The sequence below is a fragment of the Sandaracinobacteroides saxicola genome (assembly GCF_014117445.1).
Classification (GTDB): Bacteria; Pseudomonadota; Alphaproteobacteria; order Sphingomonadales; family Sphingomonadaceae; genus Sandaracinobacteroides_A; species Sandaracinobacteroides_A saxicola.
This window is the reverse complement of the sequence record NZ_CP059851.1, coordinates 2,283,435-2,298,382: the sequence shown is the minus strand read 5'-3', so window position 1 is coordinate 2,298,382 and position 14,948 is coordinate 2,283,435. Positions and strand designations below refer to the sequence as shown.

Here is a 14,948-nt window from a genome sequence, read left to right as displayed (position 1 = left end):
CCATGCCCCTCCTCCAGGCCTCCAACAGCTACAAGCCCTTCGAATATCCCTGGGCCTATGATTTCTGGAAACGCCAGCAGCAGATCCACTGGATGCCCGAGGAAGTCCCCCTCGGCGAGGACTGCCGCGACTGGGCGCAGAAGCTGCACGAGCATGAGCGCAACCTGCTGACGCAGATCTTCCGCTTCTTCACCCAGGCGGATGTGGAGGTGCAGAACTGCTATCATGACAATTACGGCCGGGTCTTCAAGCCCACCGAAATCAAGATGATGCTCACCGCCTTCAGCAACATGGAAACCGTCCACATCGCGGCCTACAGCCACCTGCTGGACACCATCGGCATGCCCGAATCCGAATACAGCGCCTTCCTCAACTACAAGGAAATGCGCGACAAGCATGATTACATGGCGACCTTCGGCGTCTCCAGCGATACCGACATCGCCCGCACGCTCGCCATGTTCGGCGGCTTCACCGAAGGCCTCCAGCTCTTCGCCAGCTTCGCCATGCTCATGAACTTCCCGCGCTTCAACAAGATGAAGGGCATGGGCCAGATCGTCAGCTGGTCCGTCCGCGACGAATCGCTCCACTGCGAAGGCATCATCAAGCTGTTCCACGCCTTCTGCGCCGAACGCGGCTGCCTTACCAAGGCGGTCCGGGACGACATCGCCGACGTCTGCCAGCGCACCGTCCGCCTGGAGGACGCCTTCATCGACCTCGCCTTCGAAATGGGCCCGGTGCCCGGCATGACGCCCAAGGAAATCAAGAAATATGTCCGCTTCATCGCGGACTGGCGCCTGAAACAGCTCGGCCTGCAACCCATCTACCTGATCGAGGAACACCCCCTCCCCTGGCTGCAACCGCTGCTGAACGGCGTCGAACACGCCAACTTCTTCGAAACCCGCGCCACCGAATATTCGAAGGCGGCGACGCGCGGCAACTGGAACGAAGTCTGGGACACCTTCGACAAACGCGCCGCCGCCAAGGGCGCCGCCGCCAACGACGCCGTGGACGAAGGGCAGGGGGTCCTGCTGGGCGCGGCCGAATAAGCCCTCTGGCTCTGAAGATGCCCTACTAACACGTCGTTTGGGCAAGACAGGATCAAAAGAAAGAAGTGAGGGATATCTACTTGTTCCAACAAGATCAGGGATACGACGTAAGGGAGTTGGCGAACTTTATTCTCGATTATGGCCGATCTCGAAAAGCTTTTCTCACGAACATGGCGCTGAATAAGGTTTTGTATTTCCTTGTCGAATCGTGTCTGGTAACCTCTGGCAGGATCATAACGCAGGCTAAAATTGAAGCTTGGGAGCATGGACCTGTTTTTCCCGAGATTTATCGTAACTTCAAAGTTCACGGGGACAAACCGATAGACACATACGCCAAGAGGTTTGATGTTATCTCTCGTCAAATGGTCATCGCCAAACCCAGCATTGCTGAAAACGACGCCCGCCAGTTCAGCGCAATCATAGAGCCCCTTATCTCTTTGAGCGCGGCGCGTCTTCGAAGCTTATCTCACCTACCAGGAAGTGCTTGGGATATGGTATGGAACCATGATGGTCCAGTAAACCCAGGAATGGAAATAACGCCTCAAATAATTATCGATGCCAGTATGAAAGGGGTTAATGCATGAGCGAGTCGGACGATCTGATCAGGAAGCTACGGCGGCCTCCGTCGGTTGCTAATTGGGTTCGATACAACTACAAGCGCGTGAATGATACTGCTCGCGCTCTTTTGGCATTTGTTCTTGGCAGGCCTAGAAGTAGCCTACAGGCAGTGTATCGAATTATAGGCGATGCGGTGCATTTCGGCCGGACCTATGAAGAGTCTATGCGGTCGGTTGCGGCTATCTCAAGCCCGCGAACCCGAGCGATGGCGTACGAGATCGTTCCCGCCTTCTTTCGCTATAATGGCCGTGAGAAGCTGGATGGGTTGAACGTTTTCCCCGGCCTCAAGGAGAATTATCCTGTTGGTCGGAATGTTTCAATTCCAGTCGAACCCACCTTTACCATACTAAAGGACGGACAGCTCAAACCGGTTTTTGTGGTCGGATGGGTCGCGGTCGCACTTGATGACTATCAAAAACGAATTATGTCAACGATTGTAACAGAAAGTATCCTGCGACTGTCCGACTTTCAGGGCTCAGAAGCGATTTTCATTTTCTTCCCCCGCATCAAGGGTACGAAGGAACGCTATGTTCGTGTTTGGACGACTGCGGACTATGCCCCGCTCGACCATGACGAAATGAAACAACAGCTGCAGTGCTACGGCCAAGCGCTGGAAATGGTTGAAAAACAATTGCGTAGTATGTTTGAGGATGAGTAATGATAGAATTACGGTGACAGTCTACTTTGAATTACATTGACATTTTGCTAAATGAACGAATCGCCGCTAGGTATTGCTTGCACTTCACGGCAAGTTTATTTCAAGCATGCCCTGCCGAAAGGGGGCAGCGCACTACCCGGTGTCGTGCGTTAACTCGCTGATTGCTGCGCAATCTTCGCATTAAGCGCCGCTCCGCATATTACCGCACTGCACGTCCAAGCTCACCGTTTCGCATTGCAGCCGCTGGCCATCAAGCCTACCACCTTCTTAACAATTCCCTGTCAGCACATGATGGAGGTTCCATGGCGCGAACACCGCTCCTCACGCCCGCCCGGCTGCTGCAGGCACCCAGAGAGATCGTCAACGCCTTCGAAGACCTTGAAAGAGAGGCCGACCGGGCAACGTCGCTGGAGGTGGCGGTGGGTCAGGAAAATGTCGCTCGCGATCCCGCTCGCTCCACCCGGCTCAAATATTACAGCAAGCTCAACCTGAACGCCCTGCCACCTGCGCCCCTGACCATTCAGGGTTTCTGCGGCGCGCGAAGGGCACAATGGATCGCGGACATGAAAAACTATCTGATCGGGAATTATCCCCGCGCCACGCCCAGGGATGACGTGGAACGGGGATTGCCGGGAACGGTGGATAACGCCATCGCCCACGAATATCCCCTGCACAGCGCGACTGTCCGAGACGAGCTTGTCGAATTCGCCCTGGCGCTCCGAACGAACGACTTTGACGGAGAGGACGTTACCGGAACGCAAATCGGCAACCACACCGGCGGCGGCCTCAGAGGCATGGGATTCAAGGACGACTAGAGGCTGAATTGCGGCGACGGTTCATCTGGTGAACTGTTCCGTCGGAAGAAACTAGGCGCCCGCCTTCGCCATCGCACCGGCGAAAATATCATCGATCGTCCGGCTGCTGATCCCGCTCTGCCGGCCCTCTTCCACCATGGCCCGCAACGTCGCCAGCTTCGCTGCATCCGCCCGCTCGCGCTCCATCAGCGCCGAAATCAGTGACGCCGCATCCCGCGCCCGCCCCGCCCGCACCTGCGCCGCGATCCAGGCCTCATCCTCCGCCGACACCGTCACGCTCGCCATGCGCCACTCCTTCCCCCATTCCATAACACCCCCCAACCCCCCGGCCAATCCGCCCCACGGTGCGCTCGCCCGAAACCGCTGCAAAATTGCTTGCTTTTTTCGCTCGGCAATGATAACCATATCGGAATTATCGGATCAATCGCCAGCGGCTTTTCCCTCCCCGCAGGCCGCCCGGATCCCCCAAAATCGCCAAGCCCTTGATAAAAGCTGTCACTTTTTTCGACAAACCTTCCAGAATTCGGCCCTGCAACAAACCAACAGCCCCTGCGCGGCCAAGCCGCGCGAAACGGGCGGAGGTGGCAGCGGAAAAGACGAAAGAAGAAAAGAAGAACAGAAAAGAGCGGGCAAAGCCCGCTTGTCGGACGTGTCGGTTGGCCACCGGCCAACCGCACGCCGGCCAGGCACTGCGGCGAGTCCGGGAATAGCGCCTTGCGCTATTCCCGGCCGCCTTGGCCGTTGTCATTCGCCACCCGCCGGCGGGCATCCAACAACCGCAATATCTCCCGCGTGTGCAGTTCAGACAGCAGCGCATTCATCAACCCGATGCCATTCTCCGCCATGTCCGCCGCCTGCGCCACATCCACATGCGGCGCGATATTCTCGAAGAACTCGCGCACCTCCGCCTCCGCCAGCGCCCGCGCCACATTCAGGTACCGCACCATGGCGAACGGCTCATAGCCATGCTCGCGGTCGAACCCCAGCTTGCTCGCCTCCGCCAGCAGCCGGATGATCCGGGCATCGCGCGGGCTGACGCTGCCGTCACCCGCCAGCTCGATCAGCCCTTCCGCGGCGGCATCCGCCAGGCCATCCTCCACCAGCCCCGCGTCCGCCGCCACCTGCGCCGCCGGCAGCCGCCCGCCGGCCCCGTCCAGCCGCGCCCGCAGCACGCTGTCCAGGTCGGGCAGCGCCTCCGGATGCAGCCAGCGCGCGCCATGATCCTCGTCCAGCAGGCTGCGGATCACCGCCAGCGGCAGGAAACGCTCGTCCTGCAACCGCCGGATGGCGCGCAGCCGGGTCAGGTGATCGTCCGAATAGACCGCGCTGTTGCGCGTCGCCCGCTCCGGCTCCGGCAACAGCCCCTCGCGGATGTAGAACCGGATGGTCTCCCGCCCCACCCCCGATTCCCGCTCCAGCTCCCGCATCCGCATCCGCATCGTTCAGCCCTTCGCCACCGGCAGGGTCGGCATCACGGGCAACGTGCTCCACATCACGATATTGAACAGCAACACCACGCCCGCCGCAAGCATCAACAGCGCCCGCTTCCGGTCCCGCCGCCACAGCCACAGCCCGCCGCCGACCAGCGCGAAACTCACCAGCACGCCCAGCGCCAGCAGCGCGTCAATCATGCCAGCACCTTGGCGATCGCCGCCGCCCACGCCGCGCGACGCCCGGCGCGATCGCCCTCGCGCGGCTCGAACCGCGCGTCCGGCGCCACCATCGCCGCCGCCGCCACCGTCAGGTCGGCGAAATGCCCGGCCCCCACCGCCGCCAGCATCGCCGCGCCCATCGCCGTCGTCTCGATGCAGCGCGGCCGCTCCACCACCAGGCCCGTCGCATCGGCCAGGTCCTGGCACAGCCAGTTGTTCGCCACCATGCCGCCATCCACCTTCATCACGCCGGGCCGCACCCCGTCGCCCGCCATCGCGTCCAGCAGGTCCGCGGTCTGCATCCCCATCGCTTCCAGCGTGGCGCGCACGATATGCGCCCGCGTCGTCCCGCCGGTGATCCCGGTCAGCATGCCGGTCGCGCGCGGGTTCCAGTGCGGCGCCCCCAGCCCGGCGAAGGCCGGCACGAAGGTCACGCCGCCGCTGTCCGCCACGCTCGCGGCCAGCGCCTCGGACTCCGCCGCGGTGTGCAGGATGCCCAGCCCGTCGCGCAGCCATTTCACCGCGTCACCACCGATGAAGATCGATCCCTCCAGCGCATAGCTCGGCGCGTCCGTCTCCGCGGCCAGCGTCGCCAGCAGCCGGCTGCGGCTGATCGGCGGCGCCGCGCCGGCATGCGCCAGCATGAAGATGCCGGTGCCATAGGTGGTCTTCACCATGCCGGGCGAAAGGCAGGCCTGGCCGATGCTCGCCGCCTGCTGGTCCCCGGCGATGCCGGTGATCGGGATCGGCGCGCCGAACAGCCTGGTTTCGGCCAGCGCCCCGGCGGACGGCACGATCGCGGGCAGCGCCGCCGCCGGCACCCCGAACAGCGCGCACAGGTCGGGTCGCCATTGCCGCGTCTTCAGGTCCATCAACAGGGTGCGGCTGGCGTTGGTGGCGTCGCTGATGTGCGTCCGGCCTTCGGTCAGCTTCCACACCAGCCAGCTGTCGATGGTGCCCACCGCCAGGTCGCCGCGCGCCGCGGCCTCCGCCACCGCCGGCCAGTGCGCCAATGCCCAGCCGATCTTCGACGCGCTGAAATAGGGGTCGAGCAGCAGGCCGGTCGCCGCCTGCACCGCCGGCTCCTGCCCGCCCGCCTTCAGCCGCGCGGTGATGTCCGCCGTGCGCCGGTCCTGCCAGACGATCGCCGGCGCCAGCGGCCGGCCGCTGGCCCGGCTCCAGAAGGCGATGGTCTCGCGCTGGTTGGTCAGGCCGATGGCGGCAACCCTTCCCACCTCGGCCAGCACGGTCTGGATGGAGGCCAGCGTATGTTCCCAGATTTCGTCCGCGTCATGCTCCACCCAGCCGGGCTGCGGATAATGCTGCGTCAACGCCACGCCATGGCTGGCAACGATGCCGCCGTTCAGGTCGAACGCCAGCGCGCGGGTGGAGGTGGTGCCTTCGTCGATGGCAAGGATCAGCGGTTGCATCGCCGCTGGTTATCCGGTTGCGCCGCGCCTTGCAAAGGCTAGCATAGCGCAGGAAGGAGACAATGATGACCCGATTTCTCGACCGCGTGGCCGTGGTGACCGGCGCCGCCAGCGGCATCGGCCGCGCCGCCAGCCTGCGCTTCGCCGCCGAAGGCGCCGCCGTGGTCGCCGTGGACTGGTCCGCCGGCGTCAACGAGACCGCCGACGCCATCGCCGCCAGCGGCGGACGGGCGGTGGCCATGCGCGGCGACTGCGGGGAGGAGGCGTTCAACCGGCAGATCGTGGACGAGGCGGTGGCGAGCTTCGGCCGGCTCGACGCCTTCTTCGCCAACGCCGGCGTCGGCGGCGGGCTGGCGCGGCTGCCGGATGTCGGGGTCGATGAATGGCTGACCGTGCTGCGCGTCAACCTGATCGGCGTGTTCCTGGGTATCCGGGAGGCGGCACGCATCATGGTGCCGCAGGGGTCGGGCGCCATCGTCGCCACCGCCAGCGTGGCCGGCATCCGCTCCGGCGCCGGCGGCATGCCCTATTCCGCGTCCAAGGCCGGCGTCATCAACCTGGTGATGACCAGCGCCAACCAGCTCCAGGGCAGCGGCGTGCGCGTCAACGCCATCTGCCCCGGCCTCACCGAAACCGGCATGACACAGGGCCTGTTCGATGGCGCCCGTGCCCGCGGAACGGATGGCAAGCTGGGACAGCTCAACCCGCTGAAGCGCGCCGCCAGCGCCGACGAGGCCGCCGCCGTCGCGGTCTTCCTGGCGAGCGACGAGGCAAGCTATGTCAACGGCCAGGCACTGGCGGTCGACGGCGGCCTCAGCAGCAGCCATCCGGTGGTGCCCGGCAAGTTCGTCTGAGAACCTGTTTGATAAATCGTCCATGCCGGGCTGCGAACGCCGATTTTCTGCGCTCCGATGCTCACGACCCTGAAGGTCGCTGCGCTTCGGTGGTCGAAAATCAACGTTCTCGCCACGGCCTGAACGATTTCTCAAACAGGTTCTGATAGGGTGCCGTTGACCGGCTTGGACAGGAAGGCCAGCAGCGTGCGCTCGTCGGCGCTCATCCACCGTGTCGCGCGCTGCCGGCGGAGCGCCGGCGCGCCCTCGCGCAGCCAGCCGACCACCGCGGGGTGGACATAGCTTTTGCGCGCCATCGCCGGGGTGTTCCCCAGTTCGGCGGCAACCATGTCCAGTGCCTCGCGCAGGCCCGCGCCGCGCTGCCCCGCCGCCAGCGCCAGCGTGCTCGCCCACCAGGTGCGGAACGCCTTCGCCGTCACCCCGGCGCCGGCGACACCCTGCAACCAGGCATTGACATCGGCCGAGGTGACCGCGCGCACGCCGTCACCGGTCTCGCAGGCGAACAGATGCTGCCCCGGCAGCTCCTGACAGCGGCGCACCGTGGACGCCAGCGCGCGATCGCTCAGCACCACCTCCCGCTCGATCCCATGCTTGCCGCGAAACCGCAGCCGCACCCGCGCGCCCTTCACCGCGGCATGCCGCCCGCGCAGCGTGGTCGCGCCATGCGTGCGGTTGTCGCGGGCATAGCGCTCGTTTCCCACGCGAATCCGGCCGAGGTCGAGCAGCCGCACCACCGCCGCGATCACCCGCGCCGGGTCCAGCCCGCGCGTCTCCAGCGCCTGGGCAACGGCGCGGCGAACACGCGGCAGCGCCTCCCCGAACGCCACACAGGCCTCGAACTTGCTCAGCTCCTGCCGGGCGCGAAAGGCGGGGTGATAGCGATATTGCCGCCGGCCGCGCGCATCGATGCCCACCGCCTGAATATGCCCGTCGGGATCGGCGCAATACCAGGCGTCGCGATAGGCCGGCGGCAGCGCCACGGAATTCAGCCGCGCGATCGTCTCCCGGCAGCGCACCGGCCGGCCCGCGGCATCGCGATAGTGAAAACCGCTGCCCCGCCGCACCCGCGTGAAACCGGGGGCATCGAGGTCGGAGAAATGCAGCGCGGGCTCGGCATCGGGCAGGCTGGCCATGACCTGCGATGAACGCGCGCGCGTTCATTTCGTTGCGACGCGGTGTCAGCTCCTGATGCGCACCGACAGCGCGTGCGCCGGCAGGCCTTCGGCGTCGGCCAGCGTGGCTGCCGCATCGGCGACCGCGTCGAATCCCCGGCTGCTGTCCAGGAAGGTCGTGCGTTTCATGAAGTTCAGCACGCCCAGCCCGCTGGCGAACCGCGCCCGGCGGCCGGTGGGCAGCACATGGTTGGGGCCGCCCAGATAGTCGCCGATCGCCTCCGGCGTGCGGTGCCCCAGGAAGATGCTGCCGGCATGGCGGATGGCGCGGAACAGCGGTTCGGGATCGGCGAGCATCAGCTCCAGATGCTCGGCGGCGAGCGCGTCCGCCAGCGGCACGGTGTCCATGATGTCGGCGACCGTGATGATCGTGCCGAACCGCGCCCAGCTCGCCCGCGCGGTTGCGGCGCTGGCCAGGCCGGGGAGCAGCCGCTCCACCTCCGCCGCCACCGCGCCTGCCAGCGTGGCGCTGTCCGTGATCAGGATCGACTGCGCCACCGGATCATGCTCGGCCTGGCTCAGCAGGTCGGCGGCGACATGCGCCGGATCCGCGCTGGCATCGGCGATCACCAGGATTTCCGACGGCCCCGCCACCATGTCGATCCCGACCACGCCATAAAGCTGCCGCTTCGCCTCGGCGACCCAGGCATTGCCCGGGCCGACGATGACATCACACGCCGGCACCGGCGCGACCCCATAGGCCAGCGCCGCCACCGCCTGCGCGCCACCGATGCGGAACACCCGGTCCACGCCGGCGATCTCCGCCGCCAGCATCACCAGCGGGTTCAGCTCGCCCCCCGGCGTCGGCGTCACCATCACCAGCTCGCGCACGCCGGCGACCTTCGCCGGAAGGGCATTCATCAGCACGCTGGAGGGGTAGGCGGCGCGTCCGCCCGGCACATAAAGCCCCGCCCGTTCCACCGGCGTCCAGCGCCAGCCGGCGCGGATGCCGCTTCCATCCACGGCATCATGCCCTTTTGGCAATTGTTCCACGTGGAACATTCCAATTCGGTCTGCGGCCAGATGCAACGCGGCGCGCGTTTCCGGTGTCACCCGCGCTGCTGCCGCTGCCCGTTCATCGCGGCCGATTTCGATCCCGCCCGCCGCCAGATCGACGCCATCGAAACGCGCCGTCAGCTCGGCGACCGCCGCATAGCCCCGCGCGCGCACCTCGGCGATGATCCGTGCCACATCGGCGCTGACGCCGGCATCTTCCTCCCGCCGGTCGGCGACCAGCGCGGCGAAGGCCTCGGCGAAGCCGGGCGCGCGGGCGTCAAGCCGCAGCGGCATCGCCCACCGCCCGCCGCAGCGCCTCCACCAGCACGGACACCCGCGCATCGGTCTTGGACGCGGCGCGGTTGACGACCAGCCGGCTGGTCACGTCCAGGATGACCTCGCGCTCCACCAGGCCATTCTCGCGCAGCGTCGCGCCGGTCGAGACCAGATCGACGATGCGCGGCGCCAGTCCCAGCAGGGGCGCCAGCTCCATCGCACCGTTCAGCTTGATGCACTCCGCCTGGATGCCGCGCGCCGCAAAATGCGCCTGGGTCAGGCGGGGATATTTGGTGGCGATCCGCAGGTGAGACGCCGTTTCACCCGTGATCGGCGGCGCGTCGGCATGGTCGGCGACCGACAGCCGGCAGTGGCCGATGCCGAGGTCGATGGGCGCATAAAGCTCCGGATAGGCGAACTCCAGCAGCACGTCATTGCCGACGATGCCCAGCGCCGCCGCGCCGAAGGCGACAAAGGTCGCGGCGTCGAAGCTGCGCACGCGGATCAACTCGACGTCGCGGTGGGAGGTGGCGAATTTCAGCGCGCGGCTCGCCTCGTCGTGGAACGCCGGCTCCGGCACGATGCCGGCGCGCGCCAGCAGCGGCAGCGCCTCTTTCAGGATGCGGCCCTTGGGAAGGGCGATGATCAGCGGTTCGGCCATGGTGCGGCGCGGCTTAGCGGCCTTGCCGCGATATGGGAACCGCCGCGACGATCCGCCGGCGTCAGCCGATCCCCAGCCGCGCCAGCAGGGCGCGGAAGCGCGGGTCGCCGCGCAGCGGGTCGAGCATCGGGTCGTTGCGCAGGTTCAGCATGCCCGGATCACGGGCGGCATGGGCGGTTTCCAGCATCGCCAGCGCCGCCGCCGCTTCGCCGCGTTGCGCCAGCACCTGCGCCACCTGATAGCCGGCGCCGGGGATGCGGCGCAGCGATGCCAAGGCCGAATCGGACGCCGGTCGGTTGCCCGACCGCGCCTCCACGATGGCCAGGCCCGCCAGTTGCGCCCAGCCGGTGGTCTCGGCGGCATAGGAGGCGCGCGCCTCCGCCACGCGGCCCAGCATCAGCAGCGCGTCGCCGCGATAGGCATGGCCCGCCGCCATGCCCGGCGACAGGCGCAACGCCGAATCGAAGGCGGGAATCGAATCGGCGAAGCGGCGGGATTGATAGAGTGCCGTCCCCAGCGCGCGCCAAGCGCGCGGGTTGTAGGGATCGAGCGCGGACGCCCGTTGCAGCGCCGCCAGGCCGCGCGTCGCATCGCCCACCCGCACGTTGAAGATGCCGAAGCGGATCAGCAGGTCGGGATCGCCCTGCGCCAGCGCATAGGCCCGGTCATAGGCGCGGGCGGCGCCGCGAACGTCCAGTTGCCCGCGCTCCAGAACGTAGGCCAGCGCGGCATGCGCGTCCGCCAGGTCGGGCGCCAGCCGCACCGCGGTCTGCGCCGCCTCCAGCGCGGCGCGGTTGCGGCGTGGCGCCTGCTGCTCGTCGTCGAACTGGCCGGCGATGGCGGACAGCGCGCCGGCGCGCGCGGCGTGGGCCGCGGCATAGTCGGGATCGGCGCGGATGGCGGCGTCGAACTGCGCCAGCGCCGCCCGCCAGGTCGCTTCGTCGCCGGACAGGTTGACCAGCTGCTGGCCGCGCAGCAAGGCGTCGTGCGCCGGTACCGACCGGGTGGCCGGTCGGGTTTCGACCGCGTCCAGCGTGCCGCCCAGCCGGCTGGCGACCGCCTGGGCGATTTCGTCCTGCACCGCGAAAATGTCGCCGTCCGGCCGGTCGAAGCTCTCGGTCCAGCGTTCGGTGCCGTCGCGCGTGTCGATCAGGCGCACCGCCACCCGGATGCGCCCGCCCGCCTGCCGCAGGCTGCCCTCCAGCACATGCCCCACGCCGAGCTGCGCGCGGAGGGTCGCCAGGTCGAGCGCGCGGGCCCGCAGCGATTCGCCGGTGGTGCGGCCCATCACCCGCAGGCGCGGGTCGCGCGACAGCGCGCTGAGGATTTCCTCCGCCACGCCGTTGGCGAACCAGGCCTGGTCGCGGCGCGGCGACATGTCCTGAAACGGCAGCACCAGCACGGCGTCGGCGTTGCCGCCCGCCGGCCGCAGCGCCCACCATGCGCCGGCCGCGACCAGCAGGAGGAGGAGCCCCGCAACGTAGAGTCGAAGCGGTTTCCACCAGGACAGGGGTGTTTCGACGGAAGCAGCGGTGGGGGCCGCGGGCGGCTGCACGGGGGCTGCCAGCGGTTCGACGGCCGCGGCGGCCGTCGCGGGCGGCGGGCTGCCGGCAGGCGCCGGCGCGGGCGTGGTCGCCGCCTGTGCCAGCAGGCGGACACCGACGCCGCGGATCGTTTCCAGGTGAAAACCACCGCTGTCATGGGCCAGCTTGCGCAGCTGCACCAGCACACGGTCGATCGCATCCTCCCCCACGATGCGGCCTTCCCAGCAGCTCTGGTTCAGCGATTCGCGGCTGACGGTGGTGCCGGCCTGGTGGAACAGCGCGACCAGCACCTGCATGGTTCGGGGTTGCAGGCTGTGGTGAACACCGTCCGCTCCCGTCACGCGCAGCCCGGCCGGGTCAACGATGGTCGAACCCAGCGTGAAGATTGGCTCGTCGGCCAAGATGATGCGTTTTTCGCTGCCGCTCACACCCGTCCCGACGCCCCCTGCGATGCGCGACTAGAGGCGGAAACAACCCCGAAAGTCAAAGAAAAGCGCCGGATCGGGATTTGATCGGGTGGCGGTCGGGCAATGAACGGCCTGCGTCCCTGTCTCGTCGGGCGGGCAGGGCCGACAAGGGTGCCACGCCGAACGCACCGCCCAATCCCGGGCAGCCAGCGGATCCGGCGGGGACAGAGAAGGATCACGCCATGACCAAGTTCAACCTGATGATCGCCGCCGCCCTGGTTTCGGTGGCCGCCCTGCCGGTGCAGGCCGGGCCGGCCAAGAGCATCGCCGTCGAAACCGGCGACCTCAACCTGGCCAGCGTCGAGGGCATCGCCGCCCTGAACAGCCGGATCGCGGTGGCGGTGAAGGCGGCCTGCAGCGACAGCGACGTCCGCAACCTGAGCGACACGCAGGACCTGCGCCGCTGCCGCCTGGAATCGATGGGCAAGGCGCAGAAATGGGCGGAAGGCCTGATCGCCCGCCGCAGTGCGCTGGCCTCGGCGAACTGACGGCAGCCGGCCTTTGCCGCTCAAAACCCCCGGCGCCTGTCGCCGGGGGTTTTTCCTGTCGATGGGTGTTGCGCCGCGCCACGGGCGGGCCTATATCGCCGTCACTTCCAACAAGCAGGCCCGCAGGGAAGTCGGACGGCACAGCGCCTCCGGCGCCGGAGGGCTTTTGGCACGAGGCAGGATTTTGGGCGACGAGAAGCTGAAGGCGTTGATCGAACCGGTGGTGACCGCCACCGGCTTCGCGCTGGTGCGCGTCGCCATGATCGGCGGCGAGCGGGCGCCGACGCTTCAGGTGATGGCGGAAGACCCGGCGACCGGCCAGATGACACTGGAGCAATGCGCCCGGCTGTCGCGTGCCCTGTCGGCCATGCTGGACGAGAAGGACCCGATCGAGGCGGCATACCGTTTGGAGGTCTCCTCCCCGGGCATCGACCGGCCGCTGACCCGCCTGGCCGACTTCGACCGCTGGGTGGGGCATGTGGCGCGCATCGACCTTTCGGAGCCGCTGCCGTTCAACGGGGCGGCCCGCAAGCGCTTTCAGGGGCCGCTGCTGCCGACGGAGGGCGATGACATTCGCCTCGAGGCCGAGGGGCTGGGGCCGATCGCGCTGCCTTTTGCCGCGATCCGGACCGCCAAGCTGCTGCTGACCGACAAGCTGATCGCCGAAACCGCGCCCTTGGACGCGAGCGGCGCTGATGATATCATCGAAGAAGAGGGATGACCGAATGAACCCGATTTCCGCCAACCGCGCCGAGCTGATCGCGATCGCCGACGCCGTCGCGCGCGAGAAGAGCATCGACCGGATGATCGTGATCGAGGCGATGGAGGAAGCCATCCAGCGCGCCGCCCGCGCCCGCTATGGCGCCGAGAACGACATCCGCGCGAAGATCGATCCGCGCAGCGGCGACCTGCGGCTGTGGCGCGTGCTGGAGGTGGTCGAGTTCGTCGAGGATTATTTCAAGCAGATCAGCCTGGCGGATGCGCAGGCGAAGGAAAAGGACGCCAAGCTGGGCGACTATGTCATCGATCCGCTGCCGCCCATCGAGTTCGGGCGGATTGCGGCGCAGGCGGCGAAGCAGGTGATCGTGACCAAGGTGCGCGATGCCGAGCGCGAGCGGCAATATGAGGAATATAAGGACCGGCAGGGCGAGATCATCACCGGCGTGGTGAAGCGGGTGGAATTCGGCCACATCGTCGTGGACCTGGGCCGCGCCGAGGGCGTGATCCGCCGCGACCAGCAGATCCCGCGCGAGATGCTGCGCGTGGGCGACCGGGTGCGCAGCCTGATCACGCTGGTGCGGCGCGAAAACCGCGGGCCGCAGATTTTCTGCAGCCGCGCGCACCCCGATTACATGAAGAAGCTGTTCGCCGCCGAGGTGCCGGAAATCTATGACGGCGTCATCGAGATCAAGGCCTGCGCCCGCGATCCGGGCAGCCGGGCCAAGATCGCGGTCATCAGCCGCGACAGCAGCATCGACCCCGTGGGTGCCTGCGTCGGCATGCGCGGCAGCCGCGTGCAGGCGGTGGTGCAGGAACTGGCGGGCGAGAAGATCGACATCATCCCCTGGTCGCCGGAAACCGCGACCTTCGTGGTGAACGCGCTGCAGCCCGCCGAGGTGAGCAAGGTGGTGATCGACGAGGAGGACACCCGCATCGAGGTGGTGGTGCCCGATGACCAGCTGAGCCTGGCGATCGGCCGGCGCGGCCAGAATGTGCGGCTGGCCGGCATGCTGACCGGCCACCAGATCGACATCATGACCGAGGCGGCGGAGAGCGAGAAGCGGCAGAAGGAGTTCGTCGAGCGCAGCGAACTGTTCCAGCGCGAGCTGGATGTCGACGAGACGCTGGCGCAACTGCTGGTCGCCGAGGGCTTCACCAGCCTGGAAGAAGTCGCCTATGTCGAGCTTGCCGAGATGGCGGAGATCGAGGGCTTCGACGAGGAGCTGGCAGGCGCGCTGCAGGAGCGGGCGAACGACGCCATCGAGCGGCGCGAGGCCGGCTTCCGCGAGGCACGGCGCGCGCTGGGCGTGGAGGATGCGCTGAGCGAAATCCCCGGGCTGACCGAAGCGATGCTGGTGCGGCTGGGGCAGAAGGGGATCAAGACGCTCGACGACCTGGCCGACCTGTCCACCGACGAGCTGATCGGCAAAGGCGACAAGCGGCGGGAGATTCCGGCCGGCATCCTGGCGATGTTCAACATCAGCCAGGACGATGGCAACGCGATCATCATGGCGGCGCGCAAGCATTGGTTCGAGGAGGACGCCGCCTGAT

General features: G+C 67.2%; 17 protein-coding genes. 8 read left to right on the top strand and 9 right to left on the bottom strand.

The window, feature by feature from the left end; translation table 11 throughout:
* Positions 1-2 precede the first annotated feature (2 nt).
* The 4 genes from H3309_RS11560 to H3309_RS11545 all read left to right on the top strand — a co-directional run bounded on the left by H3309_RS11560 (position 3) and on the right by H3309_RS11545 (position 3,137).
* Positions 3-1,046, top strand: coding sequence for a ribonucleotide-diphosphate reductase subunit beta (locus tag H3309_RS11560; protein WP_182294852.1), 1,044 nt, complete (start codon positions 3-5; stop codon positions 1,044-1,046).
* 80 nt (positions 1,047-1,126) lie between these two features.
* On the top strand, positions 1,127-1,630 hold the full coding sequence (locus H3309_RS11555; protein WP_182294851.1) for a Panacea domain-containing protein: 504 nt from the start codon (positions 1,127-1,129) through the stop codon (positions 1,628-1,630).
* On the top strand, positions 1,627-2,322 hold the full coding sequence (locus tag H3309_RS11550; RefSeq protein ID WP_182294850.1) for a hypothetical protein: 696 nt from the start codon (positions 1,627-1,629) through the stop codon (positions 2,320-2,322). The genes H3309_RS11555 and H3309_RS11550 overlap by 4 nt, the downstream gene beginning before the upstream one ends.
* Positions 2,323-2,624: 302 nt before the next feature.
* The gene (locus tag H3309_RS11545) at positions 2,625-3,137 is read left to right on the top strand and encodes a hypothetical protein (RefSeq protein WP_182294849.1); all 513 of its coding nucleotides are present in this window, start codon (positions 2,625-2,627) and stop codon (positions 3,135-3,137) included.
* 51 nt (positions 3,138-3,188) lie between these two features.
* Here H3309_RS11545 and H3309_RS11540 read toward each other — a convergent pair whose 3' ends face one another.
* From H3309_RS11540 to H3309_RS11520, 5 genes are all read right to left on the bottom strand, one after another.
* Entirely contained in the window at positions 3,189-3,422 is a 234-nt protein-coding gene (locus tag H3309_RS11540; protein WP_182294848.1) for a type II toxin-antitoxin system ParD family antitoxin, read from the bottom strand.
* Positions 3,423-3,549: 127 nt separating this feature from the next.
* Positions 3,550-3,801, bottom strand: a complete 252-nt coding sequence (locus H3309_RS11535; RefSeq protein ID WP_182294847.1) for a hypothetical protein — start codon at positions 3,799-3,801, stop codon at positions 3,550-3,552.
* Positions 3,802-3,856: 55 nt separating this feature from the next.
* Complete coding sequence (locus H3309_RS11530; RefSeq protein WP_182294846.1) at positions 3,857-4,576, bottom strand: MerR family transcriptional regulator; 720 nt, start codon at positions 4,574-4,576, stop codon at positions 3,857-3,859.
* 3 nt (positions 4,577-4,579) lie between these two features.
* On the bottom strand, positions 4,580-4,768 hold the full coding sequence (locus H3309_RS11525; RefSeq protein WP_182294845.1) for a hypothetical protein: 189 nt from the start codon (positions 4,766-4,768) through the stop codon (positions 4,580-4,582).
* Positions 4,765-6,219: an FGGY family carbohydrate kinase gene (locus tag H3309_RS11520; RefSeq protein WP_182294844.1), complete on the bottom strand. Its 1,455-nt coding sequence runs from the start codon at positions 6,217-6,219 to the stop codon at positions 4,765-4,767. Before H3309_RS11520 ends, H3309_RS11525 begins: the two co-directional genes overlap by 4 nt.
* Before the next feature lie 62 nt (positions 6,220-6,281).
* Between H3309_RS11520 and H3309_RS11515 the strand changes: the two genes are divergently transcribed.
* Positions 6,282-7,073 carry an SDR family NAD(P)-dependent oxidoreductase gene (locus tag H3309_RS11515; protein WP_207791501.1) on the top strand — a complete coding sequence of 264 codons (792 nt, stop codon included), beginning with the start codon at positions 6,282-6,284 and terminating at the stop codon, positions 7,071-7,073.
* A gap of 131 nt (positions 7,074-7,204) precedes the next feature.
* On the opposite strand, the gene H3309_RS11510 is transcribed toward H3309_RS11515, so the two are convergent.
* From H3309_RS11510 to H3309_RS11495, 4 genes are all read right to left on the bottom strand, one after another.
* Positions 7,205-8,206 carry a DNA topoisomerase IB gene (locus H3309_RS11510; protein ID WP_182294843.1) on the bottom strand — a complete coding sequence of 334 codons (1,002 nt, stop codon included), beginning with the start codon at positions 8,204-8,206 and terminating at the stop codon, positions 7,205-7,207.
* 45 nt (positions 8,207-8,251) lie between these two features.
* Complete coding sequence (gene hisD / locus H3309_RS11505; RefSeq protein ID WP_182294842.1) at positions 8,252-9,535, bottom strand: histidinol dehydrogenase; 1,284 nt, start codon at positions 9,533-9,535, stop codon at positions 8,252-8,254.
* On the bottom strand, positions 9,519-10,178 hold the full coding sequence (gene hisG, locus H3309_RS11500) for an ATP phosphoribosyltransferase (protein WP_182294841.1): 660 nt from the start codon (positions 10,176-10,178) through the stop codon (positions 9,519-9,521). Before hisG ends, hisD begins: the two co-directional genes overlap by 17 nt.
* 61 nt (positions 10,179-10,239) lie before the next feature.
* Positions 10,240-12,123, bottom strand: coding sequence for a tetratricopeptide repeat protein (locus H3309_RS11495; protein ID WP_182294840.1), 1,884 nt, complete (start codon positions 12,121-12,123; stop codon positions 10,240-10,242).
* 248 nt (positions 12,124-12,371) lie between these two features.
* Here H3309_RS11495 and H3309_RS11490 point away from each other — a divergent pair, with 248 nt between their 5' ends.
* The 3 genes from H3309_RS11490 to nusA all read left to right on the top strand — a co-directional run bounded on the left by H3309_RS11490 (position 12,372) and on the right by nusA (position 14,947).
* Positions 12,372-12,677 (top strand): UrcA family protein, encoded by a 306-nt coding sequence (locus H3309_RS11490; protein WP_182294839.1) that lies wholly within the window; start codon positions 12,372-12,374, stop codon positions 12,675-12,677.
* A 61-nt stretch (positions 12,678-12,738) separates the two neighbouring features.
* Positions 12,739-13,398, top strand: coding sequence for an LSm family protein (locus tag H3309_RS11485; protein WP_182294838.1), 660 nt, complete (start codon positions 12,739-12,741; stop codon positions 13,396-13,398).
* Positions 13,399-13,402: 4 nt separating this feature from the next.
* A complete protein-coding gene (gene nusA / locus H3309_RS11480; protein WP_182294837.1) occupies positions 13,403-14,947 on the top strand; it encodes a transcription termination factor NusA in 1,545 nt (514 codons plus the stop codon).
* The last annotated feature ends 1 nt before the right edge of the window (position 14,948 follow it).

Coding starts and splice junctions, on each gene's coding strand:
- H3309_RS11560 (WP_182294852.1), top strand. CDS start 3: ATGCCCCTCCTCCAGGCCTCCAACAGCTACAAGCCCTTCGAATATCCC.
- H3309_RS11550 (WP_182294850.1), top strand. CDS start 1,627: ATGAGCGAGTCGGACGATCTGATCAGGAAGCTACGGCGGCCTCCGTCG.
- H3309_RS11545 (WP_182294849.1), top strand. CDS start 2,625: ATGGCGCGAACACCGCTCCTCACGCCCGCCCGGCTGCTGCAGGCACCC.
- H3309_RS11540 (WP_182294848.1), bottom strand. CDS start 3,422: ATGGCGAGCGTGACGGTGTCGGCGGAGGATGAGGCCTGGATCGCGGCG.
- H3309_RS11530 (WP_182294846.1), bottom strand. CDS start 4,576: ATGCGGATGCGGATGCGGGAGCTGGAGCGGGAATCGGGGGTGGGGCGG.
- H3309_RS11525 (WP_182294845.1), bottom strand. CDS start 4,768: ATGATTGACGCGCTGCTGGCGCTGGGCGTGCTGGTGAGTTTCGCGCTG.
- H3309_RS11520 (WP_182294844.1), bottom strand. CDS start 6,219: ATGCAACCGCTGATCCTTGCCATCGACGAAGGCACCACCTCCACCCGC.
- H3309_RS11515 (WP_207791501.1), top strand. CDS start 6,282: ATGATGACCCGATTTCTCGACCGCGTGGCCGTGGTGACCGGCGCCGCC.
- H3309_RS11510 (WP_182294843.1), bottom strand. CDS start 8,206: ATGGCCAGCCTGCCCGATGCCGAGCCCGCGCTGCATTTCTCCGACCTC.
- hisD (WP_182294842.1), bottom strand. CDS start 9,535: ATGCCGCTGCGGCTTGACGCCCGCGCGCCCGGCTTCGCCGAGGCCTTC.
- hisG (WP_182294841.1), bottom strand. CDS start 10,178: ATGGCCGAACCGCTGATCATCGCCCTTCCCAAGGGCCGCATCCTGAAA.
- H3309_RS11490 (WP_182294839.1), top strand. CDS start 12,372: ATGACCAAGTTCAACCTGATGATCGCCGCCGCCCTGGTTTCGGTGGCC.
- H3309_RS11485 (WP_182294838.1), top strand. CDS start 12,739: ATGGGTGTTGCGCCGCGCCACGGGCGGGCCTATATCGCCGTCACTTCC.
- nusA (WP_182294837.1), top strand. CDS start 13,403: ATGAACCCGATTTCCGCCAACCGCGCCGAGCTGATCGCGATCGCCGAC.